We start from the raw sequence: 24,692 nt of genomic DNA, 5'->3' as shown, positions 1-24,692 counted from the left end.
AGCTGTCGGTCGCCGGCCTCACCGCCGAGCATGGCGCCCTGGTCGACAACAATAACGGCAGCTGGACATTCACGCCTGATGCCAACTACAACGGCCCGGTCAGTCTCAGCTACTCCGTCACCGACGGCAATGGCGGCAGTGTCCCGGCAAGCCAGAGCTTCACGCTGGCGGCCGTCAACGACGCACCGGTCCTCAGCGGCAATGCGGCGACAATGGCGGCAGGCAGCGAGGACACGGCCTATACGTTCAGCACCGCTGACCTGCTTGCCGGCTTCACCGACGTCGATGGCGATCAGTTGTCGGTCGCCGGTCTCACCGCCGAGCATGGCGCGCTGATCGACAACAATGACGGCACCTGGAGCTTCACGCCTGATGCCAACTACAACGGCCCGGTCAGCCTCAGCTACACCGTCACCGACGGCAATGGCGGCAGTGTGCCGGCAAGCCAGAGCTTCACGCTGACTGCGGTCAACGATGCACCTGTTCTCAGCGGTAATGCGGCAACGCTTTCGGCAGGCACCGAGGACACGCCCTATACCTTCAGCAGCGCCGACCTGCTTGCCGGCTTCACCGACGTCGACGGCGACCAGCTGTCGGTCGCCGGCCTTACCGCCAATCATGGCGCCCTCATCGACAACAATGACGGCACCTGGAGCTTCACACCTGATGCCAACTACAACGGCCCGGTCAGCCTCAGCTACACCGTCACCGACGGCAATGGCGGCAGTGTGCCGGCAAGCCAGAGCTTCACGCTTGATGCGGTCAACGACGCACCCGTCCTCAGCGGCAATGCGGCGACCCTGGTCGCAGGCACCGAGGACACGCCCTACACCTTCAGCAGCGCTGACCTGCTTGCCGGCTTCACCGATGTCGACGGCGACCAGCTGTCGGTCTCCGGCCTCACCGCCGAGCATGGCGCCCTCATCGACAACAATGACGGCACCTGGAGCTTCACGCCCGATGCCAACTACAACGGCCCGGTCAGCCTCAGCTACTCCGTCACCGACGGCAATGGCGGCAGTGTCCCGGCAAGCCAGAGCTTCACGCTGGCGGCCGTCAACGACGCACCGGTCCTCAGCGGCAATGCGGCGACAATGGCGGCAGGCAGCGAGGACACGGCCTATACGTTCAGCACCGCTGACCTGCTTGCCGGCTTCACCGACGTCGATGGCGATCAGTTGTCGGTCGCCGGTCTCACCGCCGAGCATGGCGCGCTGATCGACAACAATGACGGCACCTGGACCTTCACGCCTGATGCCAACTACAACGGCCCGGTCAGCCTCAGCTACACCGTCACCGACGGCAACGGCGGCAATGTCCCGGCAAGCCAGAGCTTCACGCTTGATGCGGTCAATGACGCGCCGACGGCGGTTGTGTTGTCGAACACAGTGACGTCGATGCCCGAAAATGGGGGCGTGATTAAAGTTGCCGATATCGCGGTGACGGATGTCGATTCCGGCAACAACGTGTTGTCGCTGTCTGGAAGTGACGCCGCGTCATTCACGATCCTGAACGGGGCGCTCTACTTCAACGGTGGCGCGGACTTCGAAGCGAAGGCCGGCTACGACGTGACCGTTGATGTGAATGACGCAACGGTTGGCGGCACGCCGGACGCCTCGCATAACTTCCATCTCGGCATCACCGACGTGATCGAAAGCGACAGCGATACGAGCAATGACCACGATACGGACACGGCGACCGCCACGACGACAAATTGGGGCGAAACCAACGGTATCGATACCAAGGTCGGAAATTCGGCTGACAATACAATCAGCGGCGGCAACTCTGGTGATACGCTTTATGGCCAGGCAGGCAACGACACGCTGAATGGCAATAACGGGGTCGATAAGCTCTACGGCCAGGCCGGTAACGACATACTGATTGGAAGCCAAGGCTTGGACACGTTGTACGGCGGCTCCGGCAACGACACGCTCAATGGCAGCGGCGAGCAGGATGACCTTTGGGGTGGCTCCGGCAATGACACCTTTGTGTTTACCTCAGCAGGCGACAGCACGTCCGTCTCCCCGGACACGATCCGTGACTTCCACCATGGGTTTGACAAGATTGATGTGAGCGGGCTCGACGCCTACACGGTCAACCCCAGCATCCCGGGCGATCAAGCCTTCGCCTGGGGTGGAACAACGGTGACGGCCCACGGTGCCTGGTACACGGAAAGCGGCGGCAACACGATCCTTCACTTCGATACCAACGGGGACGCGAATACCGACGAAACGACGATCGTCTTGACAGGCACGAACCTGGGCTTGACGGATTCGGACTTCCTCCTCTGATCAAAAGGGCGGCCAGCTTTCCGGCCATCTCGCCACCGCGGCGGTTTCATCGCGGTGGCGGGCCCACAGCCGATCTTTTCGATCGGCACCACGGAAGCACGGGTAAAAGCCGCCTGCGGTACTTGAAAGAAGAAGTATCATGTTTGCTTTCCTGAACCTCAGTGTTTTCGGCGGTCTTGTTGCCGCGAGCTTCGTCATCAACTTGCTGGCGCTGACCTCGCCGCTGTTCATGCTACAGGTCTACGACCGGGTTCTGGCAAGCGGAAGCGTTCCGACGCTGGTCGGCCTCGGTGTTCTCGCGCTCTGGCTTTACGGTTTTCAGGCGGCGCTCGACATCCTTCGCCAGCGCATCCTGCTGCGCATCGGCGAGCGCTTCGACCGGGACCTGTCCGACCGCGTGCATGCGGCGGTGACGCGCCTGCCGCTCATCGCCCGCATGCCCGGCGACGGCCTGCAGCCGCTGCGCGATCTCGATAATGTGCGCGGTTTCCTGTCGGGCGCCGGCCCGACGGCGCTCTTCGACCTTCCGTGGATCCCGCTCTATCTCGCCATCTGCTTCATCTTCCATTTCTGGCTCGGCATGACGGCGCTTGCCGGGGCGATCGTGCTGGTGTCGCTGACGCTGCTGACGAACATGCTTTCGCAGAAGGCGATCAAGGAGGCGACGGCCCACAACATGGCCCGCAACGGGCTGATGGAAGCCGCTCGCCGCAATGCTGAGGTCGTCCATGCGATGGGTCTTTCGCGCCGGATCGGCGCGCGCTGGCAGAAAGCCAATTCCGATTATCTCAAGGCGAACCGCCGGGCGGGCGATGTCACGGGCGGCCTTGGCGGCCTTGCCAAGGCGCTGCGCGCCATCCTGCAATCGACGATGCTCGGCGTTGGCGCATGGCTGGTCATCGATCAGGTCGCGACGCCCGGCGTGATGATCGCCGCTTCGATCATGATGGGCCGTGCGCTTGCCCCGGTCGATCTCGCCATCGCCAACTGGAAGCCCTTCCTGATGGCGCGGCAGAGCTGGGCCCGGCTGCAGGACATGCTGAAGACGGTGCCGGAACAACCGAGCGCCTTGCCGCTGCCGAAGCCGGTGCGGGAACTGCGCGCCGAAGAGCTCACCATCATTCCTCCTGGCGAACGCAGGCCGAATGTCGCCGGCGTCGGCTTTGTCATGCAGCGCGGAACCGCACTCGGCATCATCGGGCCGTCCGGCTCGGGCAAGTCGAGCCTCGCAAGGGCGCTGGTCGGTGCTTGGGCGCCGGCGGCCGGGAATGTCCGCCTTGACGGGGCGAGCCTCGACCATTGGGACAAGGAGGCGCTTGGCCGCCATATCGGCTATCTGCCGCAGGGCGTCGAACTGTTCGACGGCACCATCGCCGAAAACATCGCCCGTTTCGAGGAGGATCCCGATCCGGAGGCGATCGTGGCAGCGGCGATAGCGGCGGGCGCGCACGAATTGATCCTTTCCTTCGCGAAGGGCTATGAGACCCGCATCGGCGAAGGCGGCTCGGCGCTGTCGGCCGGTCAACGCCAGCGTCTCGGCATCGCCCGGGCGCTTTATGGCGATCCCTTCCTCGTGGTGATGGACGAGCCGAACGCCAACCTCGACGCCGAGGGCGAGGCAGCCGTGGTCAGGGCCATCGTCTCGGTGCGCGAGCGCGGCGGCATCGCGATCGTCGTCGCGCACCGGCCGAGCGCGATCAGCGTCGTCGACAAGGTGCTGATGATGGAGGCTGGCCGCCAGCGCGCCTTCGGACCGAAAGACGAGGTGCTGTCCAAGGTTCTGCAGGTGGCTCCTGCTCCGGCCTCCGCCGCAAGGAGCCGTGCAGAGGCAGGTAACAGGCTCCAGACGAATACGGGGCGCAGACAGCTTGGAACGCTTGAAACAAAATGATGGTGGGGGACATTCATGACCGGGATTGACAGGGACGGCGGCCTTTCCGCTTCCATTCGCCGGCACTTGCTCGCCAGCCTCGTGATCTGTGGCGGCCTTGTCGTCGGCATTGGCGGCTGGGCATCGACGACGAACCTCGCCGGAGCAGCGGTGGCGTCCGGCAGTTTCGTGGTCGACTCCTATGTCAAGAAGGTTCAGCATCCGACCGGCGGCGTGGTTGGCGAAATCCTGGTTCACGAGGGCTCGGAGGTAAAAGCCGGCGACGTGGTGCTCAGGCTCGATGCCACGGCGACGCGCGCCAACCTGGCGATCGTCACACGACGGCTGGATGAATTCCAGGCGCGCCTCGCGCGGCTCGGGGCCGAACGCGACGACCTGCCGGCGATCGTGTTCCCTGACAGCCTGCTCGCTCGGCGCGACGATCCCGAAATTGCCGCGATCCTGCGCGGAGAAAAACGGCTCTTCGCCATCCGCCGCGAGGCATTGCGAAGCAAGACGGCGCAATTGCGCGAACGCATTCTTCAGTACCAGCACGAGATCGAGGGCGTGAAGGCGCAGGAGATCGCCTATAGCGAGGGCATCGAGGTGCTCGACAAGGAAATCGCCTCCCTCACCTCGCTGCGCATGCAGGGTGCGGTGTCGGACCAGCGGCTGAACAGCCTCAAGACCCAGCGCGCCACCTTCGGCGGTGACCGCGGCGAGCAGATCGCCGCTCAGGCGCAGGCTGCCGGCCGCATCACCGAGACGAACCTGCAGATTCTCCAGGTCGATCAGGATCTGAAGGCCGAGGTCGGGCGGGAACTGCGCGATACGCAGGCGCAGATCGGCGAATATGTCGAGCGCAAGATTGCCGCCGAGGACGAGCTGAAGCGCACCGACATCGTCGCTCCGCAGTCCGGCATCGTCCATTCGCTGCAGGCGCATACGATCGGCGGCGTCCTGACGCCCGCCGATCCGATCATGCTGGTCGTGCCGGAAAATGACAGCCTGGCGCTGGAAGTGCGGCTCGCGCCGAAGGACATCGATCAACTGCAGATCGGCCAGAGGGCGGTGCTGCGCATGTCGGCCTTCAACCAGCGCACCACGCCGGAGCTGAACGGCCATGTAAGCCTCATCGCCGCCGACCTCACCACCGACCAGCGCAGCGGGCTTTCCTACTACCTCGTGCGCATAGCGGTGCCGCCGGAAGAACTGCAGAAGCTGGATGGCCTGACGCTGCTACCGGGCATGCCGGCCGAAGCCTTCATCCAGACCAGCGAGCGTACCGCGCTATCCTATCTGGTCAAACCGCTCACCGACCAGATCGCCCGCGCCTTCCGGGATGAGTAGGGTGTCGCAAGGCGCATCTGCCTTGCGGCCTCGCGGCGACCCTCCTGACATGCGACCCACTCCGGCAGCTGAAGGTAGTCGTCTTCCGATCGTCCAGCCCCGCCGGAGCTGATTCAATTCTGATGCAAGGAGCCGCGCAGGAGCATGTCCTTCGAGGCTCCGGCCTGGCCTGCGCGCTTCAGGATGGGGGAGGTTTGAGAGTGCCGCGCCCTCTCTCCGACCTCATCCTGAGGTGCCCCGCAGGGGCCTCGAAGGACGAGGCCGGCCACCGCCGGTTGGCAAATTATTGGGATCATGGTTTGGCTTACGCAAAATCCGCTTTTGGGAGCTACTCAAGCCGCTATCGCACGATGACTTGCCATTTTGCAGCGGCGCTCGCAAAGATGGCACTCTCCACCCCACTACCCGCCTGCCGATTTGGCGAAAACAACGACGCAACATGATCGAAGAGGGTCTTCGGACAATCTCTGGAAAAGCAAATATGGCCGAGAATGATTATGATGCCTTCGCGGCGGCCTATGACGCCGATAATGAAGCGAACGCCTGGAATGCCTATTACGAGCGTCCGGCAATCCTGTCCCTGGTTGGCGAAGTCGCCGGGCTTTCGGTGCTCGATGCGGGATGCGGCGGCGGGGCGCATGCGGCGGCGCTCGTCGAGCGAGGCGCCGTCGTCACCGGGATCGATGCCAGCGCCGGCATGCTCGAGATCGCAGAGCGGCGCCTGGAAGGGCGCGCCCGCCTGTTGTCGGCGGATCTGAACGAGGCCTTGCCGTTCGAAAATCAGGCATTCGGCCTGATCCTCGCCTCGCTTGTCATGCATTATCTGCCGGACTGGTCGAGGCCGCTCGCGGAATTCAACCGGCTGCTGCCGCAAGGCGGCCGGCTGGTCTTTTCCACCCACCACCCCTTCATGGATCACCCGTCGAGCGGCCACGAAAATTATTTCGAGACCTACAGTTTCGACGAGACCTGGCAGTGCGGCGGACAGGAGATCGCCATGCGCTTCTGGCATCGGCCGCTGCATGCCATGTTCGACGCACTGAAATCGGCCGGCTTTCACATCGATACCGTCAGCGAGCCCAAGCCCGATCCTCAAGCTGCCACGCTTTTTCCCAAAGCCTATCAGAGCCTGACGACTGCGCCGCGGTTCCTGTTCTTCTCGGTGGTGAAGGCATGACGATTTGGATGACGGCACTATGCCTGCCTCGCCCTGTGCATCGGGGCCGTCACTTCTTCTCCTCCCAATGGCTTTGCCAGAGGTCGAGCTTCGGCTTCAGCGGATCGGCTCCTACCGTCACGCCGTGATTGGTGAAGTCGATCAACCTGTCGACGGCCGCGTTGTGGTGGGGCCATTTGGGCCGCGAGCCTCCATTGGGGTCACCATTCGCAGCAAACCCCAGCCAGTAAGCACTCGCCAATGTGGCCATGGCCCAGTCGGCTGGCGTCACCTTGTCTTTCACCAGCGCGTTTGGCGCGTCGAAAATATAGGGAATTTCAAAGCCGTGCAGAGCGCCTTTCCATGTCGGATCGTTGCGCAAGGCCTCGGCGACATAGGAAAAACGATACCACCATGTCGGCTGCCCGGTGCGGGCGATCTCGTCAGCGAGGTGGCGGGATGGCTCGACAAGCGTCTTGTCGGCCAGAACCTGCTGCTTCAGCTCATCGAGGCTCTGCTGGCCGGTGGGATCGTAGAGGCTGCGGGCTTCGGCGGTACGGCTTGCGAACAGCGCGAAAAGATCGTCTTTCGTCGCTGCCTGACCGAGACCGAGATCGCGATCATTGGCCCCGATCATGACCGGAACGGGCGCCTGACGGCCTGCCGCAAAAGCCGCCTCCGGGGTTTCGAGCAAAAACCGTCCGTCAATCATCGGGCCTGAGATGCCGATGACGGGCTTGCCTGTCGCCATTCCCGCCAGCACCTCTTCTGCCGATGCCCCTTCGGTCAGCTTTTCCGCAGGCAGCGCCCGAAGGGCGGTGAGAGCGTCGGCATCGCTGCCGTTCATTCCCAAGGAAGCCGCATAGTCCAAGGCGGTTTTTTCTGCTTCCTTCAAAGGTGACAAGGGCGTGATCTCAGCACGCGCGGTCGGCAGGCCCGGTGATTGCAGAATGGCGCCCCGGAAAAGCCCCCGCGACAGTGGCGATATCATATGCGCCATCACCGAGCCGCCACCGGCCGACTCTCCGAATATCGTCACTTTTTTCGGATCACCGCCGAAGGCATCGATATTCTGCCGGACCCATTTCAGGGCGGCCAGCTGATCCATATAACCATAGTTGCCGACCGGCTCGTCAGGGGATTCCTTCATCAGCGCCGGATGGGCAAAATAACCCAATCGCCCCATGCGGTAATTCATGCTGACGAACACGACCTTCCGGGCGGCCAGCTGGGCACCGGGATACTGAACGGTGTTTCCATGGACAAGAGCGCCGCCGTAAATCCAGACCATCACCGGCATCGGTGTCGGCGGCCGCTTGGCGGGGGTCCAGACATTGAGGGTCAAACAATCCTCTGACTTCGGCAGGTCGTCGGTCTGCATGCAGGACGGACCGAAATCGCGGGCATCCCTGATGCCATCCCATGCCTCGATCGGTCTCGGATTGCGCCATCTGAGATCACCAACCGGTGGCGCCGCATAGGGTATGCCTTTGAAGCTGACGACCGTGCCCGACCTCTCACCCTTCAGCATTCCGCTGTCGATCGTCACGATATCGTCCGCCGCACCTGATCGTGGCGCGAACCCCATCTGACAGGATGCGACGACTAAAAGGAGCAGGAACTTGCGACGGCCGTCCATAAACACCGCCACTCTCCACCGCAAAGTTGAGACAGTTTGAGTGCAAAATACTCTGGTAGAGCGGCAACGAAAAGAGTTCGTCCGACCGCAGCGTGACCCCGCGGTTCCTTTTCTTCTCGGCGGTGAAGGTATGACGGGGGAAGCGAAGATACCTCTGTGAACGGCTGCAATCGGCGCCTGATGCGGCTGATCAGAATATTCCGTCAGTGCGGGAACAAGAAGCTCCGCCGATCGTAAGTATGGTGGGCCGTGCGGAGGTGCTGATAACACAGCCATGCACTTCGATACTCTGTGCGGCCCGCCCCCTCTAAAAACGGGGCCCCTCACCCGATCTCCGCCGCACCTATCAACCTTGCCGTAGCCAAAGCAGCGGCGGCATCAGGCGCAGTGTTTGCGTGGGAGCGCGGTGAAAGCAGCAAGCCCCTCAGCCGCTCGGCCGATCACATGCCCTCTGCCTCACCTCAGCGGATGTCGGTCTCTTCGCTGACGCCGACCCGGTGGCGGTAGACCATTTCCCAGCCTTTCCAGCCGTTGAACAAAAGAAGCGCAACGGCGAGCAGAGACAGAACCAGCCCGGTCGGCACGATGAAATCCGGGCCCTGGACGAGCCGGCGCCAGAGGCTGACGGCCTCGATCAGAACGACGACGACATTGCCGATCATGTGGAGCCAGGCATCCCGCAAGGCGCGGATGCGGGCATCCCCCAAAAAATCGGTCAGTCCGGCGAGTGCCGCCAGTGCCGCCATGACGAGGCCGGCTGCGAGCATCCAGTTGGACGCGGCCGGCCAGAACGGATTGTCGGATTGGCTGTGAATGATGTCGGTGACCAGCGTTCCGGCGAAGAAGGCGACCGGGAACGGGATCAACATCGGATGAATCGGATGGCCGGCAATGCTCAACGTGCTTTTCGGGTTCATCTGCTGCCTCCGACGGTTTCAGTTGTGCGCTTTCTAACAACCGAAGGCATCGTCGGTTCCCGGCCTGCCGCGGGTGCGCAGGCGCCCACTCTTTGTCATCCCAGGCATTGGGGAATCTATCGCCGCAGTCGACGATGGGTCCTCGGGTCGAGCCCGAGGACGACGGAGGAGGGGGTGGGCTCCGTGGCAAATCCAGCGGTGGTTGAGGGAATAGCAGCGGCGTCGTTGCGCCTCTTGCCGATGGCCCTTCCCGCGCTCCGCCGTTCCGGACCTTGAGCCCGAAAACCGTGGCCGCAGTCGACAAGCCCGGCCTGGAGATCGGCGAGGGCTGCCCCTCATCCGGCTGCCGCCACCTTCTCCCCGCCCGCGGGGAGAAGGGGACATGCCGCAACCTCTCGGTCTCTCTCCAGCCTCTTGCAAGGCACGTCCCCTCTCCCCGTCAGAACGGGGAGAGGGCTAGGGTGAGGGGCCAATCTGAGGACGACGGAGGGGGTGAGCTCTGCCGCAACAGGCTTCACCCACCCCTTGATTTCCGCAGCGCGATCAGCCCGCGGCGCAGCCACAGCACTTGCTGCGGCGACATGTGGCGCAGATGGTCGTAGTCCATCACCGCGACATTATAGACGGTGCTTCGCACCTGCGGGCCGTCCTCGCAGGCAAGCAGGATCGCCTGCAGCGCCATCATCCGGTTGCTGGCCTTGCGGGCGCGGTCGGCGAGGCTTTCGGTCACCTCGCCTTCATGGCCCTTGACGGCAAAGAGCGATTGGGCCCTCGGGCTCGGGGCCGGGATGCCCGTGGTCTTGTGGTAGCGGGCCATGGCTTCGGCATAGTCGTCGCCGGCCTGGCGTTGTTCGTCGGTGATCACACCGTCGAGGAACATGCGGCCGAGGGTATAGCCGGCATAGGGGCTCCTGACCGTCTCGTCATCAACCGTCCTGTTGAAGCCGTGGATGCGGCGGCGGGCGGCGACCGCGACACTGACATTGTCCTTCTCGGTCTCGAAGGGCTTGATCTTGCCGCAGGGGAAACGCTCGACATTCGCCTTGCGCGGCCGGCCGGCGCCTTTGTTTACCCGCTGTGTCTTCACCTTGGTGGCCTTGCCGCCCATGGAAATTCCTTCCTATCGAATGATGCCGTTCGGAGCGCTGCGGCGACCAGGGCGGTCTCCTTGAAGACGCTGAGTTTCGCCTTGGCGTTTGAAATGTGGGTGTTGACGGTAATCGGCGAGATGCCGAGGATGGCGCCGATCTCGGCGGCGGTCTTGCCTGCCGCCATCCAGCCGATGATTTCGAGCTCGCGCGGGGTGACGGCGCTCATGGCGCCGGCCCGTCGATGGTCGGCACGCGCGGCATCGTCACATGGGCGCCTGAGAGCGTCACCCGCGTCACCCGGTCGGGATGGCGGGTCGGCGCGGACACCTCAGCGTTAGGCGGCCTGGGCGCCAGCTGGCGCGAGGGAAACCGGTCGCGGTTGCGGTGCGCCATGTTGATGACGGTGTTCTTCTTCGAGCCGAACAGCTCAGCGATCTCTCGTGCCGAAAAGCCCGCCTGCCAGAATTTCTGCGCCTCGGCGATCTTGTCTTCGGTCCAGAACAGCTCTCTCATCCCATCGTCTCCTGTGCGTCTCGTGCGGCCCTTGCGATGACCGGGTTGTCGGGAAACATGCTGGCGAGCTGCCGCCTGGCGTTGAGGCTGCCGTTCGCCGCCTGTCTCAGCAGCTGCATCTTGTAGGCCGCGACCTTCGGCTGCGGCGGTTCCGGCCGCACTTCGATCGGCGGCCGGCTTTCCCTTGTCATCACCGCCTGCTGCTGGCGGGCCAGTTCGGCAAAGCTCGCGGCACTGGGGGCGAAGGCGCGGTTGTGATCCCTCACCTTTCCGGCGAGGAACAGCTTGGCGGCGCGCCAGACCGCCTCGGCCGGAATGCCGTCGATGGCGACGAGATAGGCGCGGATCTGCATGTCGGGATCAATGCCGGCGGAGACCGGAAAGCCCGAAAGCATCCCCGCTATGATCGTCACCGGAGAGGAAATCTCGTGCGGCATCGACCAATGTCCTTCTGCCCCTGCTTGCATCACCCGATCCCGCTTCCCTCGCCTTCTCATTGAAATACCAATCCGATTTGATCGCCCGCCAGCCGCGCAGGATCTGCATCTCGGCGGCCTCGACCGGATTGCCGGTCTTCAGATATTCCTTGACCTGGATCTTCGCCGCGTAAGCCGTCAGCGGCTTCTTCAGGGTGCGGCTGCGATGCTCGATGATCGCCGCCGCCAGCTCCTGCCCCAGCACCGGGCTGAGGATCTCCATGATGTCCTTGTCCATCGCTGCCTTTTCCATGCGCATCCCTTTCCGCTCGCCCACTCAGACCGGCAGCCGACGCCGGCCGCCGGCGAAATTGACTGCAGCGCCCGGCCGGGCGGCGGGGCCGGCAAACCGCCGGACCCTGCCGGCGGCGTAATCCTCCTGGGCGGTGTCGCCCTTCTCGGCGCTACGCAGCCGGTGGATCTCCATTTCCACGGCCGGCACCGACAGGCCAAGAATGGCTGAGATTTCGATATAGTCGCGGCCGGTGCGGAAGAGCTCGAGGGCGTTCATGTATGTGCCCTGACAGGCTGGGGCGATGCTCATCGCGTGATCCTCTTTCCCTCGGACACGGCCGGATGCTCCCGGCAAAGAGGGCCTTGGCCGTGCTTCATTTTTCGAGTTCGCTGCTGACAACAGGAGCCGGCTCTGTTGCGGGAGCAAGGCTCCGGTCGTCGTCTCAGGGCTGTTGCCCTATGGCCGCGACGAGTCGCGTCCTGGAGATGCCGGCGTCGCCGAGGGAGGGCAGCGACGCCGGCGACCGATAGCCGTCAGGGAGGAGTGAGGCTGTCGGATCTGGTGATCGGCAAGGAAGAGGGCAAGATCGTCGTCTGCCGCATCTCTTCCGGATTGGTCTGCCGGCCGCAATTTTCGCAATGGCGCTCGATCACCTCGGCGATCGACAGCGCCCTGCCGCAGCTCGGGCAGCCGGTGTAGCGGGCGCCCCGATGATTGGCGAAGCCCGAAAGCCGGGGCCGGTTGTTGATGATATGTGCTTGTGTCATGGCGATAAGGGTACGCAAAATACCTCGCACGTCAAGCGATTTAGGGGATTACATGTACCTTTTTTTAGGGTATAATTTATATCATGTTGAAAGATCAGGAACAATTTGAGCGCGAAGAACGCGCAAAGCGTCTGGTCATGGCCAGGAAGAACGCCGGCTTTGCGGGGCCGAAGGCGATCGTCGATCGGTTCGGCTGGAACGCCAATGTCTACAAGGCGCATGAGTCGGGCCGCAACGGCTTCGGCATCGCCGACGCGAAGAAATATGCCAAGGCCTTCAAGGTCAATCTCAACTGGCTGCAGTTCGGAACCGGCGACGCGCTCGATCCGGAAGAGCGGCCGGTCTCCGTCGCCGACGTGCCGAAGATCTCCTGGGTCAGCGCAGGCCAGCTGACCGAGCAGGCGCCGATCACCGACTTCTCGGAATTCCCGACGGTCGCCGCCCTCGATCTGCCGGACGGCGACTGGATCGCGCTCGAGGTCGAGGGCAATTCGATGAACAAGATCTCGCCGCCGGGCTCGATCATTTTCGTCAACCGCCGCGATAAGCGCCTGGCGCCGAACGCGCTTTATGTCGTCGCCGACGAGACCGGGGCTGCGACCTACAAGCGCTACCGCCCGAACGACAATCCGCCTTTCCAGCCCGCCTCCTACGAGGATGTGCCGCCGCCGGAATTCCAGGGCGCCGTCACCATTATCGGCCGCGTCCGCCGCTCGGTGATCGAGATGTGAGGGTCCCAGCTTTTCTCGAAAAGCATAATTTATCCCGGGACATAGAACTCATAATTCCAGCAAAATGCCAATCTCTTGCGAAAAAGAATCAAGATGACGCCCTTCCTCACACGCCGGCGGAGCTTGGTTCTATATCGTGAGCCTTCCCGTGCTGCTCATCGCTTTCGGCGCCGCGCGGGCGATGCTGCATTGAAGGAGCCGCGAAGATCGAAGCGCATCGGGCGTCTCGCCGGCGCTTCAAATCACCGCGCGCAAAGCCCTGCGGCGCGCTTGCGACACCGGCCCGCCTGGCACCCAGCTTTCGAGCGTAAGCATCGAAACTGAAAGACCGCGACGCGCCTCCGAGCTCGGTCACCGCCGCCGCCCGCGCGTGGTATCCTGATCTCTCTTTCCTCCTTCTCTCTTCCATCTCTTTCCCGTTCCTGAAGGCTGGTGAGGGAGGGTTCCGGCCAAAGCTTCCCCCTACCCCATGAGCAGAGCCCATGAAGCCGGGGGAGCATTGGCCATGTCCTGAAGGCCGGAGCCGGGATGGGACACGTGCCAGAGGGGCCATTCGCTTCGCCCTCGTCCTGATTTTCTGACAGCGCACTTAAGGACTTTCGCTTCCCGCGCCGCTGGGCTTCGTCAGCTCGGGAGTTGCACCCGGTCGCCCAATCACTGCACCCACCCATACGCCTATGATTCGTACCCCGTCAACATGTGAGGTATTTTTTATATCCCGATCTGTTGACGCGTAGAGGTATTATATATACCTTGACCTCACCTGCCATCAGCCAGCATGAGAGGGCAAAGCAATGCAGCATTTCCGCAAGATCGAGACCGAGCAGAGCCTCAGGGACGCCCGCTGGAATGCCGCCCGCGGGCTCGACGACTGCGCCGCCTATATGGCGAACGAAGCCCAGCGCATGGGCGCCCTCGGCTTTGCCTATCTCAGCCGCCCCGAACATTCGGTTCGCGGTCCGTCCTGGCTGCGCGGCGCCACCGCCAGCGTCGAAACGCATTACCGCTATGCCCGCGAGATCATGGGCATCACCGACCGCGATCAGCTCTACGCCTGAGGGAGGACGGAGATGTCGGCCGATTGCATCATCAAGGCCTTTTCCGGCTGCTCCTGCCCGCCCGGTCATTGCGTGGAAAAGCCCGCCACCCCGGCGCCGCTCACCTTCGTCTCCTGGCGGATCCAGGCCCTCACCTGCATCGCCTTCGGCGTCCTCGCAGCGATCGTTTCGGCCGCCTGGATGGGTATTTCCCTTGATTCCAACGTCCGCAAACCTATTATGACCATAAATGGTCACATCAATCGGGAGAGCGTCATGTCGACAATCAGCGTGGCAGAGGCAAAGGCCGGTTTCGCCAGCCTGGTGGACGAAGCCGCAAACGGCGAATTCGTGACGATCACCCGCCATGGCAAACCCGCCGCCGTGCTGGTGTCGGTCGAAGCCGCCGAGGCTGCCATGAAGGCTTTGAACAAACCGCGGCCGAATTTCGGGGATTTCCTGTTGACCTTCCCGGGCGGCGTCGAACTGGAGCGAAACCCCTCAAGAATGAGGGGCATCGATTTGTGACGGCTTACCTTCTCGACACAAATATCATTTCGAAGTTCGCGCCGGGCAAAGCGCCACCGTCCGATCCGGTGCGGAGATGGTTCCACGGACAGGGACAAGCCGAGGCTCTCTTCCTTTCGGCTCTCTCGGTGGCGGAGATCGAGAAGGGAATGCGCAGCCTTCACCGCCGCGGCGGGATCGAGCGGGCAAAGCGGCTTGCGGAATGGCTTGATGTCGTCACCGACACATTCGGGGATCGGATATTGCCGATGGATACCGTCGTCGCGCGGGTCGCCGGCGCTCTGGAAGATGAGGCGGAAAGCAAGGGCTGCCATCCCGGCCTCGGCGATCTCATCATTGCCGCGACGGCGCGGGCCTATGACCTCACCGTCGTCACCGAAAATCTGCGGCATTTCCAGCCGCTTGATGTGCCCGTCGATCTTCCGGCCGCTTTCCGGCCGGCGTGATCGGCTAAACCGTTCATGAACTGAACTTGATGTCGCTCGCCTTGGCCGCCGTTATGAAGGCGCGGCGCACCTGCTCGGGCCCGGCGGCATCGTTGAAGACGTCAAGCACAAGCAACTCGGCAGCCTTGGCCGCTGGCGTCTGCTCCGGCCACTCGCTCAACAGCATATTGCCGGCCTGGACGACGTTATAAACGGTCCTGGTCTTGCCATTAATGGTGATCTTCACCGGTTTGAAGCTTCGCCGCTTGCTCATGGCCCAGTATCTCACACGGAACGCGACTCAACGAATCACTTTGGGACTCGTTCCGGTTGATTCGGAGTGCGGCGCATAAAGCTGATGTCCACTCTCGCCGAGGGCATTGACGGAAATCGGCGAAGATCCCGTTCGTTACGGTGCTTAAACAGAGAATGACGGAATTCACGCACGTGATAGGGCGGGCTATGAAGCGCGGTCTTTTACACGCCTGATCGTCCGAGAAGGGACTCATGTTGCTGCTCGTTTCGATAGCTCGCGCCCAACCCAAACAAACCACCAAGACCCGCAGAGCTAGGCTGGCGATTAAGCGGCGTGTCGTGACCGTTGCGCAGATCGGTTTCGATCGAGAAGCGCTCTGCCTTAGTTTTCGCCAGTAGATGAACGTGGAGTTCGTTGCCGCCCAGGCCTATTGCCCGCAGCACATTAACATGCAAGTGCTCCTCCATCCGCCGCGCGGTGTCGGATGTTTGACCAACGTAAAGCGGGTGAGCGCGACCCTCAGCATCTCTCCGAACCATTAGATAGACCGACGCGTCGCCAACGTGCGACGATAGCAAGGGGAAGACTGTGGTGATCCACCATTGACCCGATCGTCCTTGCCAATAATGGAATCGGTCGCGCGCTGGCGCCGAGAGAAGTCCGAAAATGCCAGTGCTCATTTCAAAGCTCCGACGGTTCGAATCAACCCCTCCTGAAACAATGGTGACAGAACATTAGAGAAACGCAATAAACGGCGTGTTCTGTTCCGATGCTAGATGTAGCAGGCCGGCATTCGCGCCGGCCCACTTCCTACATCAAAAGCTGGATCAGTGTGATCGCAGCGGTAATAAATGCCGGCTCGACTTCAATCTTGAAACCTTTGCCGCGCAGATATGTGATGCGCATGTTCTATCCTCGGAGAACATGCCTGAGCACCCAGGCTGTTAAAGCCTAAGACAGATCTGTCAGTTCAATGGCAATGCGAATGCCGGTCGAAGCGGTGCATACGTTCACCGCGAACGAAGCGCCTGTATCGGAAGCGCGACCGGATTGCTCTCCGGAGATCTCTCGGCTTGCTCCTTGGGGAGTTCGAGTCGGGCCGGGTGGAGTTCACCCGGAAGTTTTTCTGATTCTCTCAGTGCAGTCAACCGTACGCCGTCGGCAAGGGGACTACGCAGATCTCCGCCACGCCCCCAACGGCCTGCGCCCGGCATTAGTTCCCCAATGGTAGACGGAAATGGAGCTCCGCGACGACCGCTTGCAGTTCTTTGTTCGCGGCCGGCATTTTACTTCATCTCTGGCTGCGCAGGGGAAAAGAAGTGGCCATTCATTGCCACCGTCGCTGCCGGATATCCAAGGCTGCATCAGCGAAAACGAAAAACCCCGCCGGAGCGGGGTTTCTAGCTGGTCGGAGTGGAGTGATTCGAACACTCGACCCCCACGTCCCGAACGTGGTGCGCTACCAGACTGCGCTACACTCCGTGACCAGCGGCGCTTCTATAGAACAGCCTATCTGGTTGCACAAGCGCCAAATTTCAAAAATCCGAGGGAATTTTTGACGGGTTGATGACAGGGGCCGGAAGGAGCTGCTGCAGCAAAAAGACACACCCTGGGCAAATTAATCGGAAGTGCGAAAGCGGCAATTTTCTTTTGCCGGGTTCCGCGCTAAAGGGCTCGGCGGGACAGGCGAAACCGCCGCGACGGCGGCTTCGCAGCCACTGCGCCAGAGATCAGGGACGACACAATGAAACTCCGCACCATCACCGCGGCCGGGCTTGCCATTGCGCTTGCCGGATGCACGACCATTCCTTCCGCCGGCAATCCGATCGAGGCCCGCTGGGTCGGCAAATCGGCCGGCATCTTCTTTGCCGCCTACGGGCCGCCGATCAGCGACCGCGAGGAAGGTTCGAGCACTATCTATACCTGGCGCGGCGGCTACAAGACCGTGCGCATTCCGGCCAAATATGCCGAGGGCGCCGACGGCAAGCGCGGCAAGCAGATCGCCGCCGCCCGCACCGCCTATCTGCGCTGCCACGCCGAAATCACCACCAACTCCGACTACACGATCCGCGACATCCGCACCGTCGCCGACATCCCCGGTGTCAACGGCCCGTCCTATTGCGCAGAGTTCCTGGCGCCCGAACAGAAGTAACGGACGGTTCGTATGGGATGAGAGCATGATGCCGAAAAGTGTGAGCGGTTTTCGGACGACATCATGCTCCAACTCTTTAATATAGAACAGGATTCAGATTTTAGGCCAACCGGGCCTAAAATCATCCTGTTCGAGCAGCAGGCGGCCCGAGTGCCGCCTCGAGCCACAATAAGCTCAGCCATCCCCCTTTCCTCGTTTTTGAGCTTGTCCTGTCCGGTTCGACCCGAGATTTGCCGAGGCCGAAGCCAGTTCGTGGCCATTTTCCGCCGCAAGCGGACATGCCGTTTTGGCGATGTGCTGGTTGCGGCGCTTCCTCGGGTGTAGACTGCCGACACTGTTGCATGTTCATGCAAGGCAACGATGATGAGCACCCTCGCACTCGATCGGAAGCTGCTCGCGATCCTGGCGGCGGACATGGTCGGTTACTCCCGGGCGATGGAGGCCGATGAGGCCGGCACCATCAGGCGACTGAAGGCCATCCGCGCCGAACTGATCAATCCCGCCATTTCCGAGCGCCATGGCACCGTCATCAAGCTGATGGGCGACGGCACGCTCGTCGCCTTCGACAGCGTGGTTGATGCAGTTGCCTGCGCCGCGGAGTTTCAGAAGAGCGTGGCGGAACGCAATGCCGACCTGCCCGAAGCTGAGCGTATCGTGTTCCGCGTCGGGATCAATCTCGGCGACGTCGCCCTGGTGGATGGCGATCTCTATGGAGATGGGGTGAATGTCGCCGCGCGGCTGGAGCATTTGGCTGATCCGGGGGGCGTCATGGTGTCGGGCACGGCATATGATCATCTCCAGGGCAAACTCGACTGGCCGCTCGATTTCGCCGGCGAGCAGCAGGTCAGGAACATCAGCCGCCCGGTGCGGATGTATCGGCTGAGGCTCGACGGCAAACGGGCGCATCGCCCGTTTCTCGCAATGAGATCGCGCTCGGCCAAAACGGTTGCGGCGGCGATCGTCGCCTTGGCTCTGGCAGGCGGCGGGGCCGCCTGGTGGTTCCTCCAGCCGGAACCTCTGAGCGGCAAGCCGTCGGTGGCGGTGCTGCCCTTCAACAATTACGGCGGCGACGAAGCGAGCGGGCGTCTGGCCGATGGCCTGACCGAGGACGTCATCACCGACCTCGCACGATTTCCCGAATTCGAGGTGGTGGCGCGCAATTCGACGGAAGCCTATAGAGGCAAGCCGGTGGATGCCCGCCAGGTCGCAAGTGCGCTCCATGTCGGCTTCGTCATGGAAGGCTCGATCCAGCGGCAGAGCGGCCGGGTAAGGATCACGGCGCAGTTGATCGATGCCAAAACCGGCCGCCATCTTTGGTCGGAGAATTGGGACCGGCCCGCTGAGGACGTGTTCGCTGTTCAGACCGAAATCGCAGAGCAGGTCGCCAACCGCCTCGGCGGCGGCATGGGACTGATTCAGGAGGCCGGGCGGGCTGCAGCCAAACGCAAACGGCCTGAAAACCTGAATGCCTATGATTATTATCTTCTCGGTACCGAGAAGATTGAAAATTTCACCAAGGCCGATTTGGAGGAGGCCGTCACCTTTCTCAGCCGCGCCGTCGAGCTGGACCCGGGGCTGGCACGGGGCTGGGTCGAACTTTACCACGCTCATCAAATATTGGGCGTGTTTGGCGTCGATTACGAGGGCAACCGCAAGGCGGCTGCCGATGCGGCCGAACGCGCGGTGCGCCTTGATCCGCGCGATGCTGAAGCCCACGTTGTGTTTGCCATGAGCCTTGCCGACAAGGGCGACATGGGCCGTGCCAAGTCGGAATTCGACACCGCCCTTCGCCTGGCGCCGGGCTCGTCCGAGATCCTGACGTTTTACAGCGGCTTTTCCGCCCGCTTTAACGAGCCGGAACGCGGCGCTCAAATGGTCGACAAGGTCATGCGGCTCGACCCGAACTATCCGATGTGGGCATCCAACTTCTTCGCACCGGCCTATTTCATGGCCGGGCGGCATCAGGACGCGGTGACGATGCTGGATCGTATGACGCCCAACAACTACCAAAGGTGGGCCTGGGTAGTCCGCAGCAGCGCACTTGCGGCACTCGGGCGAACCGATGAGGCCAAAGCTTCAGCCATGGAAGCTCTGAAGCAGCACCCGGACGTGACCGTCGAGAGCATGATCAACGAACCCGGCCTCAGCACAATCGAGCGCAACCGCTTCATAGAGACGATGCCGCTCGCCGGCTTCCCGGCATGCGCCAAGCCCGAGGCGCTGGCGAAACTCGCCAAACCCGTGCGACTGCCGGAATGCGAGGCGGAGAAGACCAACCCTCCCCGCAAACCATAGAATAGCGCTGTGCAACCCGCTTGCGAGCCGCTGGTGGCTGTTGCTGCATAAGACCGGAGTCGTCGCGCCCGGAGGCCAATGGCCTCGAGCACAGAGGCACGGAACGAATGTGTGACGTTGTGCCGAGCCGCCGCTAAAGCTCACCCCTCCGCCGGCCCATAGAGGCCGAGCTGGTCGAACAGCGCCCGCTGCCGGTCGGCGCTTTCAACCAGCAGGCCGGTGTAACGCTCGACGATCTGCGCCTGGTGCCCCCGGTCGGAAACGGCCGAGAGCGCACCGGTGATGGCGGCGATCTTTTCCGAGACCTGGCGCAATTCCTCGAGCAGTTCCGCCTTGCCGCCGGCTTCAGCCACGACCTGTTTCGTCACCTTGCCGATGCCGACCGGGGTGCGGCTGCCGCCGGAGACGTAACCTTCCGGCAGGTCGCCCTTGAGATTGACGACGGATTTGAAGCGGATGACGTCGAAGATCTGGTCGACCGCCTGCTTGGCGCCGGTCACCCGCGACGGGTGGTCGGTGTCGGCGGCGGCATGGGGCAGGAGCTCCAGCCGGCCCTTGTGACGCTCCTCGAGCGGCAGGTAGGGCAGCATCGGGCCGCTGAGCTTGCCGGTCGCGGCATCCCTGAAGAGGTCGGCGTCAATCGCGGCATGGGCGATCTTGCCGGAGGCAAGTGCCGCATCGAGGGCATAGGGATCAACGACTTCGCCGCGGTCGTAATTCACGAGCACTGCGCCGTCCTTCATGGCGCCGAGCACCTGCGCATCGACGGTGCCGGCATTGGAATAGGTGCCGGTCGCGGCGTCCAGGCGGCCGAGGCCGATATGGACGGAGAGCACGTCGGCGCCGGCTGCCGCTTCGAGCGGGCTTGCGGCATAGTCGAAGCCTTCGGCCTCGATCCAGCGCTTGTGATGCTCGCGGGCATAGATCGCCACCTTCATGCCGAAGGCCTTGGCGAGCTTGGCGACTTCGCGGCCGATATTGCCGTAGCCGAGAACGGCAAGCTTGCGGCCCTCGAGCTTTGCCGTCGGGAAATCCTTGAGCTGGCGGCCGGTATCGAAATCGCCGCCGGCGACCATCCGGTGCAGCCGGTCGACCGGCAGGTCGGGCACGACCTTCAGGATCGCCTTGAAAGCCATCTGGGCGGTCGCCCGGCTGTTGATGCCGGGCGTGTTCATCAGGGGCGCATCGCCGCCCTCGCCATTGCCGCCGCCCCAGGAGGCCGAGCCCATATTGCCGGTGCCGGCGCCGATGCGCACGCCGCCGAGCGGGAAGACGGAGGACTTCGGGATAAAGGTCGCCGCCGCGATCAGCGCGTCATACTGGCCCTTGTCGGTCTGCGGCAGGATCTCCGCCTCGGTGCTGAGGTTCGGCTGATAGAAGAAATGGATGCGGCCCTTTTCGAGGCTTGCACGATCACCGATCGGGCCGAGATGGAAGCTGCCGCCCTTCTCCTCGATATAGGCCTTGACCTCGCTGTAATCAGGCTCGCCGTCGGCGCCGAAACGCAGGCCGACGAGATCGGCGATCAGCACCGTATAGGCGCGGTTCGGATCGTCCTTGCGCACGGCGCCATCGGCCTTGGCGGGGGCCTCGAAGGTGACGCCGTGTTTTGCCAGTTCCTCCTCGAGCACGACGATCTTGGCTCTGAGATAGGCATATTGCAGGTTTTCCAGGAGCGCCACGACATCGTCCGGCTCGCGGATGCCGCCGACCCAGGCGCGGTAATCGCCGGGGGTGCCCGGGAAGGCGTTGACGTAGCGGGCGGCGTCGAGGCCGGGCTCATATTCGCCGTTCGGATGGGTGATGCCCTCATAACCGAGCAGCTGCTTGGAACGGGCGATGATGCGGGCGTGGATGCCGGCATCGGTGATGCCGTCGTCCTCGACCTTCAGCAGCGTCACGGCGGCGCCGCGGCGCTCGGCATCGGTGACGGTCAGCGACAGCAGCGGGTGCGACTTGACCCATTCGTCGATCACCGCCCGATTGGCGGCGGATCGGCGGTTGAGCTCGACAACGGAGCCGACCCGGGCTTCCGACTGCAGCAGGCCAAAGGTCGTCTCGGCAAAGGCGAGCGCGCTATAGGTATTGATGACGCCGCCGAGCATGCGGTCTTCGGCCGGATCGTAGAACGGGCCGGCATCGACGGAGCGCTTGGCCGAAAACGGCTGCCGGGGATCGATCGGCGGCGCGATCTTCAGCTGGCGCGGGATCGCCCAGGCCGGATCCTGCTGGTTTTTCTCGATCAGCGCCAGAGCATGCGGGGTGAAGGAGGCGACGAAATAGCCGGAGATGCCGCCGATCGCCTTCTGGAAGGGCATGAACAGGCAGCACTTCGCCATCACGGCGCTGACCAGCTCAGGCTCCCACGGCATGGCGCCGAGCATCGAGGTGGCGTCGAACACCGCATGGCGGTTGGCCGGATCGCCGTCGAGCCAGTTCAAAAGTTCGTGGATTTCGGCGCTGGTATAGGCATTGGCGCCTGTCGTCTCGTGGCCGACGCCGACGAAGATCGACACGCCAAGCGCCGACAGCTCGGCCGCCGTCGGGATCACCCCCTCGGAGGCGGCGAAATGGATGCGGCTCTCGCAGCCCTTTTCGGCGAAGCGCTGCATCTCGATCAGCTGCGTCGCCCAGGACTGGCGGAAGAAGCCGGCGGCCTTGGACGGATCGCTCTCCGGCCGCGGCGTATCGACATAGATGCGCTGGCCGGCGTCGTTGGCATTCATCAGGTGCTGGATGCAGACGGTGAAGCCGCTATGGCCGCCGCCGAGCCCGACCGCCATGCGGTTCGTCTTGGGAAAGCCGAAATAGCGATGGATCGCCCGCATCATGTCGGTGAGGATCTTATCGGCCGGATAGCCACGATGCATGCTGCGGGAAATCTCGGCGGTGGTGAAGCCGCCGATATCGTTGCCCCTGTCGTCGAACTTGCGATAGGTCTTCTCGATCCAGGCGTCGAAGGCGATGCGCCGCAGGCGGCTATCGCCTTCATCCGTCGTCGCATCGGTGATCGGCCCGACGCCGAAAAACGGGTTGGACGGCAGCTTCGGCGCGCCCGACGCAGTCTGTCGAAGGGCGTTCAATCGCTGTTCCTGCATCTGCGCGATATCTGTCATGGCCTGCCTGTCTGTTTGCGGAGCTGAAGTTGCCTTCATGGTGAAGCGACTGCTCGGGCGAGACAACCTCATATGCGCCGCAGGAGAGGCGAAACGCGTCATTGGGGGCCGTATCGTTGATGATGGCGCGTATGGGCAGCGGGACGCGACGCGCTTTCCTGCCTGGAGATCGGCGGTCCTGGGATGACGGAGGATAAGTGGCGCCCGGGACGGCGCGGCAGAGGTGGTGCCGCAAGCTGCATCGCCGGTGCGTCTGGCAACAAAGCCAACCACACCCTCCGTCATCCCAGGGCTTGACCCTGGGATCCACAACCAAGCACGCGGACTTCTATTTCTCCGCATGGAACGCCTTCACTGTTCGCCCGGTGCCTGCCGCATGGATCCCAGGGTCAAGCCCTGGGATGACGGAGGAGAGGTGATGCTTGGATTGACGGTGGAGAGGTGTTGCCGCGTTGGGGGGTGGAGAGGTGGTGCTGGGACCAAAAGCCGCGCCGGACGCGATGAAACGAACCGCGAGCGCGGCGCCGCAAACTGCGTTGTCGGTGCGTCTGGCAACAAAGCCAACTACACACTCCGTCATCCCAGGGCTTGACCCTGGGATCCACAACCAAGCACGCGGACTTCTATTTCTCTGCTGTGGGGCGCCTTCGCGATCCACCTAGTGCCAGCCGCATGGATCCCAGGGTCAAGCCCTGGGATGACGGAGGAGAGGTGGTGCCTGAATGGCGCGGGAGAGGTAGTGCCGCGTTGGGGTGGAGAGGTGGTGCTGGGACCAAAAGCCGCGCCGGACGCGATGAAACGAACCGCGAGCGCGGCGCCGCAAACTGCGTTGTCGGTGCGTCTGGCAACGAAGCCAACTACACACTCCGTCATCCCAGGGCTTGACCCTGGGATCCACAACCAAGCACGCGGACTTCTAATTCTCTGCATGGAACGCCTACGCTTTTCACCTGGTGCCTGCCGCATGGATCCCAGGGTCAAGCCCTGGGATGACGGAGGAGAAGTGGTGCTCGCGATGGAGGGGCAGAGGTGGTGCCGCCGGCTGCATCGCCGGTGCGTCTGGCAACAAGGCCAACCACACTCTCCGTCATCCCAGGGCTTGACCCTGGGATCCACAACCAAGCACTCTGCCGGCATGGCGGGATATGTCTACATCGTCACGAACCAGAAAAACGGCACCCTCTATATCGGCGTGACATCCGATCTGGAGCGCCGCATCTATGAACATCGTGAGGGGCGGACGCCCGGCTTTGCCTGGAAATATGGCTGCACCCGTCTCGTCTGGTATGAGGAGCATTGGGACATCGGCAGTGCGATACAGCGCGAGAAGTCGTTGAAACGCTGGAACCGGCAATGGAAGATTGATCTGGTCGAGTCGCTCAATCCCCTATGGGATGATCTCTATTTGACGCTCTGGTGATGCCGCTTTCGTCTCCTGTCGTGCCCCTCCCATGGATCCCAGGGTCAAGCCCTGGGATGACGGAGGAGAGGTGGTGCTTGGCTTGATGGAGGCGTGGTGCCGGGGTCGACGGAGCAGAGGTGGTGCTGGGACCCACAAGCTGTTCCGGGCGCGATCAAGCGAGTGAGGCGCCGCCAACTGCGTCGTAAGTGCGTTTGGCGACAACGCCAGCCACACTCTCCGTCATCCCAGGGCTTGACCCTGGGATCCACCGCCCAGGACGCGGACTTCTATTCCTCTGCAACGGGGCGCCATCGCGGTCCACTTGGTGCCAGCCGCATGGATCCCAGGGTCAAGCCCTGGGATGACGGAGGAGAGGTGGTGCGTGGATGGCGCGGGAGAGGTAGTGCCGCTTTGGCGGTGGAGAGGTGGTGCTGGGACCACAAGC

The 24,692-nt window shown here is 62.9% G+C and carries 23 protein-coding genes and 1 tRNA gene; 11 read left to right on the top strand and 13 right to left on the bottom strand.

All coding sequences use genetic code 11. The annotated features are described in order from the left end of the window. The 4 genes from C4N04_RS24600 to C4N04_RS24585 form a co-directional block, all read left to right on the top strand. Positions 1-2,291 (top strand): cadherin-like domain-containing protein (locus C4N04_RS24600; protein ID WP_158775587.1); only part of this gene is annotated, 2,291 nt, incomplete at its 5' end. 139 nt (positions 2,292-2,430) lie between these two features. Next, entirely contained in the window at positions 2,431-4,182 is a 1,752-nt protein-coding gene (locus C4N04_RS24595) for a type I secretion system permease/ATPase (protein WP_106797235.1), read from the top strand. Positions 4,183-4,197: 15 nt separating this feature from the next. Further along, on the top strand, positions 4,198-5,511 hold the full coding sequence (locus C4N04_RS24590; RefSeq protein WP_106797234.1) for an HlyD family type I secretion periplasmic adaptor subunit: 1,314 nt from the start codon (positions 4,198-4,200) through the stop codon (positions 5,509-5,511). A gap of 481 nt (positions 5,512-5,992) precedes the next feature. Further along, the gene (locus C4N04_RS24585; protein WP_106797233.1) at positions 5,993-6,688 is read left to right on the top strand and encodes a class I SAM-dependent methyltransferase; all 696 of its coding nucleotides are present in this window, start codon (positions 5,993-5,995) and stop codon (positions 6,686-6,688) included. 49 nt (positions 6,689-6,737) lie between these two features. On the opposite strand, the gene C4N04_RS24580 is transcribed toward C4N04_RS24585, so the two are convergent. The 9 genes from C4N04_RS24580 to C4N04_RS32250 form a co-directional block, all read right to left on the bottom strand. Then, complete coding sequence (locus tag C4N04_RS24580) at positions 6,738-8,312, bottom strand: carboxylesterase family protein (RefSeq protein ID WP_106797232.1); 1,575 nt, start codon at positions 8,310-8,312, stop codon at positions 6,738-6,740. Positions 8,313-8,767: 455 nt separating this feature from the next. Continuing rightward, positions 8,768-9,223, bottom strand: a complete 456-nt coding sequence (locus C4N04_RS24575) for a DUF2231 domain-containing protein (protein ID WP_086156100.1) — start codon at positions 9,221-9,223, stop codon at positions 8,768-8,770. Between the two features lie 514 nt (positions 9,224-9,737). Further along, entirely contained in the window at positions 9,738-10,331 is a 594-nt protein-coding gene (locus C4N04_RS24570; RefSeq protein ID WP_106797231.1) for a hypothetical protein, read from the bottom strand. Next, entirely contained in the window at positions 10,307-10,540 is a 234-nt protein-coding gene (locus tag C4N04_RS24565) for a helix-turn-helix domain-containing protein (RefSeq protein ID WP_106797230.1), read from the bottom strand. The genes C4N04_RS24570 and C4N04_RS24565 overlap by 25 nt, the downstream gene beginning before the upstream one ends. Next, positions 10,537-10,827 (bottom strand): GcrA family cell cycle regulator, encoded by a 291-nt coding sequence (locus tag C4N04_RS24560; RefSeq protein WP_106797229.1) that lies wholly within the window; start codon positions 10,825-10,827, stop codon positions 10,537-10,539. The genes C4N04_RS24565 and C4N04_RS24560 overlap by 4 nt, the downstream gene beginning before the upstream one ends. After that, positions 10,824-11,222 carry a hypothetical protein gene (locus C4N04_RS24555; protein ID WP_106797228.1) on the bottom strand — a complete coding sequence of 133 codons (399 nt, stop codon included), beginning with the start codon at positions 11,220-11,222 and terminating at the stop codon, positions 10,824-10,826. Before C4N04_RS24555 ends, C4N04_RS24560 begins: the two co-directional genes overlap by 4 nt. Then, positions 11,188-11,556 carry a hypothetical protein gene (locus C4N04_RS24550; protein ID WP_106797227.1) on the bottom strand — a complete coding sequence of 123 codons (369 nt, stop codon included), beginning with the start codon at positions 11,554-11,556 and terminating at the stop codon, positions 11,188-11,190. The genes C4N04_RS24555 and C4N04_RS24550 overlap by 35 nt, the downstream gene beginning before the upstream one ends. Positions 11,557-11,580: 24 nt before the next feature. Beyond that, on the bottom strand, positions 11,581-11,847 hold the full coding sequence (locus C4N04_RS24545) for a hypothetical protein (RefSeq protein ID WP_106797226.1): 267 nt from the start codon (positions 11,845-11,847) through the stop codon (positions 11,581-11,583). A gap of 224 nt (positions 11,848-12,071) precedes the next feature. Further along, positions 12,072-12,305, bottom strand: a complete 234-nt coding sequence (locus C4N04_RS32250) for a hypothetical protein (protein WP_096762549.1) — start codon at positions 12,303-12,305, stop codon at positions 12,072-12,074. 83 nt (positions 12,306-12,388) lie between these two features. Here C4N04_RS32250 and C4N04_RS24535 point away from each other — a divergent pair, with 83 nt between their 5' ends. The 4 genes from C4N04_RS24535 (at position 12,389) to C4N04_RS24515 (ending at position 15,047) form a co-directional block, all read left to right on the top strand. Beyond that, positions 12,389-13,036: a S24 family peptidase gene (locus tag C4N04_RS24535; protein ID WP_009995064.1), complete on the top strand. Its 648-nt coding sequence runs from the start codon at positions 12,389-12,391 to the stop codon at positions 13,034-13,036. A gap of 794 nt (positions 13,037-13,830) precedes the next feature. Further along, a complete protein-coding gene (locus C4N04_RS24525) occupies positions 13,831-14,094 on the top strand; it encodes a hypothetical protein (protein ID WP_009995067.1) in 264 nt (87 codons plus the stop codon). Positions 14,095-14,349: 255 nt separating this feature from the next. Continuing rightward, entirely contained in the window at positions 14,350-14,601 is a 252-nt protein-coding gene (locus tag C4N04_RS24520; RefSeq protein WP_086156438.1) for a type II toxin-antitoxin system Phd/YefM family antitoxin, read from the top strand. After that, positions 14,598-15,047 carry a type II toxin-antitoxin system VapC family toxin gene (locus C4N04_RS24515; RefSeq protein ID WP_106797225.1) on the top strand — a complete coding sequence of 150 codons (450 nt, stop codon included), beginning with the start codon at positions 14,598-14,600 and terminating at the stop codon, positions 15,045-15,047. The genes C4N04_RS24520 and C4N04_RS24515 overlap by 4 nt, the downstream gene beginning before the upstream one ends. A 13-nt stretch (positions 15,048-15,060) precedes the next feature. On the opposite strand, the gene C4N04_RS24510 is transcribed toward C4N04_RS24515, so the two are convergent. The 3 genes from C4N04_RS24510 to C4N04_RS24500 all read right to left on the bottom strand — a co-directional run bounded on the left by C4N04_RS24510 (position 15,061) and on the right by C4N04_RS24500 (position 16,764). Continuing rightward, a complete protein-coding gene (locus C4N04_RS24510; protein ID WP_096762552.1) occupies positions 15,061-15,300 on the bottom strand; it encodes a DUF982 domain-containing protein in 240 nt (79 codons plus the stop codon). A 203-nt stretch (positions 15,301-15,503) separates the two neighbouring features. Next, on the bottom strand, positions 15,504-15,962 hold the full coding sequence (locus tag C4N04_RS24505; protein ID WP_106797224.1) for a hypothetical protein: 459 nt from the start codon (positions 15,960-15,962) through the stop codon (positions 15,504-15,506). A gap of 725 nt (positions 15,963-16,687) precedes the next feature. Next, positions 16,688-16,764 (bottom strand) — tRNA-Pro (locus C4N04_RS24500). 262 nt (positions 16,765-17,026) lie between these two features. On the opposite strand from C4N04_RS24500, the gene C4N04_RS24495 reads away from it, so the two are divergent. Continuing rightward, positions 17,027-17,434 carry a hypothetical protein gene (locus C4N04_RS24495; RefSeq protein WP_106797223.1) on the top strand — a complete coding sequence of 136 codons (408 nt, stop codon included), beginning with the start codon at positions 17,027-17,029 and terminating at the stop codon, positions 17,432-17,434. Positions 17,435-17,797: 363 nt separating this feature from the next. Then, complete coding sequence (locus C4N04_RS24485; RefSeq protein ID WP_106797221.1) at positions 17,798-19,729, top strand: adenylate/guanylate cyclase domain-containing protein; 1,932 nt, start codon at positions 17,798-17,800, stop codon at positions 19,727-19,729. A gap of 140 nt (positions 19,730-19,869) precedes the next feature. Here C4N04_RS24485 and C4N04_RS24480 read toward each other — a convergent pair whose 3' ends face one another. Further along, entirely contained in the window at positions 19,870-22,845 is a 2,976-nt protein-coding gene (locus tag C4N04_RS24480; protein ID WP_106797220.1) for an NAD(P)-dependent oxidoreductase, read from the bottom strand. 1,135 nt (positions 22,846-23,980) lie between these two features. On the opposite strand from C4N04_RS24480, the gene C4N04_RS24475 reads away from it, so the two are divergent. Continuing rightward, positions 23,981-24,265, top strand: coding sequence for a GIY-YIG nuclease family protein (locus C4N04_RS24475; RefSeq protein ID WP_106797219.1), 285 nt, complete (start codon positions 23,981-23,983; stop codon positions 24,263-24,265). Positions 24,266-24,692: the final 427 nt, after the last annotated feature.

Source organism: Rhizobium sp. H4, assembly GCF_003013335.1.
GTDB classification, from domain to species: domain Bacteria; phylum Pseudomonadota; class Alphaproteobacteria; order Rhizobiales; family Rhizobiaceae; genus Rhizobium; species Rhizobium sophoriradicis.
This window is presented reverse-complemented; position numbering and strand designations above follow the sequence as displayed.

What these genes read in the sequence shown, in the direction of transcription:
- C4N04_RS24595 (WP_106797235.1), top strand. Translation starts at nt 2,431, where the DNA reads ATGTTTGCTTTCCTGAACCTCAGTGTTTTCGGCGGTCTTGTTGCCGCG.
- C4N04_RS24590 (WP_106797234.1), top strand. Translation starts at nt 4,198, where the DNA reads ATGACCGGGATTGACAGGGACGGCGGCCTTTCCGCTTCCATTCGCCGG.
- C4N04_RS24585 (WP_106797233.1), top strand. Translation starts at nt 5,993, where the DNA reads ATGGCCGAGAATGATTATGATGCCTTCGCGGCGGCCTATGACGCCGAT.
- C4N04_RS24575 (WP_086156100.1), bottom strand. Translation starts at nt 9,223, where the DNA reads ATGAACCCGAAAAGCACGTTGAGCATTGCCGGCCATCCGATTCATCCG.
- C4N04_RS24570 (WP_106797231.1), bottom strand. Translation starts at nt 10,331, where the DNA reads ATGGGCGGCAAGGCCACCAAGGTGAAGACACAGCGGGTAAACAAAGGC.
- C4N04_RS24565 (WP_106797230.1), bottom strand. Translation starts at nt 10,540, where the DNA reads ATGAGCGCCGTCACCCCGCGCGAGCTCGAAATCATCGGCTGGATGGCG.
- C4N04_RS24560 (WP_106797229.1), bottom strand. Translation starts at nt 10,827, where the DNA reads ATGAGAGAGCTGTTCTGGACCGAAGACAAGATCGCCGAGGCGCAGAAA.
- C4N04_RS24555 (WP_106797228.1), bottom strand. Translation starts at nt 11,222, where the DNA reads ATGCTTTCGGGCTTTCCGGTCTCCGCCGGCATTGATCCCGACATGCAG.
- C4N04_RS24550 (WP_106797227.1), bottom strand. Translation starts at nt 11,556, where the DNA reads ATGGAAAAGGCAGCGATGGACAAGGACATCATGGAGATCCTCAGCCCG.
- C4N04_RS24545 (WP_106797226.1), bottom strand. Translation starts at nt 11,847, where the DNA reads ATGAGCATCGCCCCAGCCTGTCAGGGCACATACATGAACGCCCTCGAG.
- C4N04_RS32250 (WP_096762549.1), bottom strand. Translation starts at nt 12,305, where the DNA reads ATGACACAAGCACATATCATCAACAACCGGCCCCGGCTTTCGGGCTTC.
- C4N04_RS24535 (WP_009995064.1), top strand. Translation starts at nt 12,389, where the DNA reads ATGTTGAAAGATCAGGAACAATTTGAGCGCGAAGAACGCGCAAAGCGT.
- C4N04_RS24525 (WP_009995067.1), top strand. Translation starts at nt 13,831, where the DNA reads ATGCAGCATTTCCGCAAGATCGAGACCGAGCAGAGCCTCAGGGACGCC.
- C4N04_RS24520 (WP_086156438.1), top strand. Translation starts at nt 14,350, where the DNA reads ATGTCGACAATCAGCGTGGCAGAGGCAAAGGCCGGTTTCGCCAGCCTG.
- C4N04_RS24510 (WP_096762552.1), bottom strand. Translation starts at nt 15,300, where the DNA reads ATGAGCAAGCGGCGAAGCTTCAAACCGGTGAAGATCACCATTAATGGC.
- C4N04_RS24505 (WP_106797224.1), bottom strand. Translation starts at nt 15,962, where the DNA reads ATGAGCACTGGCATTTTCGGACTTCTCTCGGCGCCAGCGCGCGACCGA.
- C4N04_RS24495 (WP_106797223.1), top strand. Translation starts at nt 17,027, where the DNA reads ATGAAACTCCGCACCATCACCGCGGCCGGGCTTGCCATTGCGCTTGCC.
- C4N04_RS24485 (WP_106797221.1), top strand. Translation starts at nt 17,798, where the DNA reads ATGAGCACCCTCGCACTCGATCGGAAGCTGCTCGCGATCCTGGCGGCG.
- C4N04_RS24480 (WP_106797220.1), bottom strand. Translation starts at nt 22,845, where the DNA reads ATGACAGATATCGCGCAGATGCAGGAACAGCGATTGAACGCCCTTCGA.
- C4N04_RS24475 (WP_106797219.1), top strand. Translation starts at nt 23,981, where the DNA reads ATGGCGGGATATGTCTACATCGTCACGAACCAGAAAAACGGCACCCTC.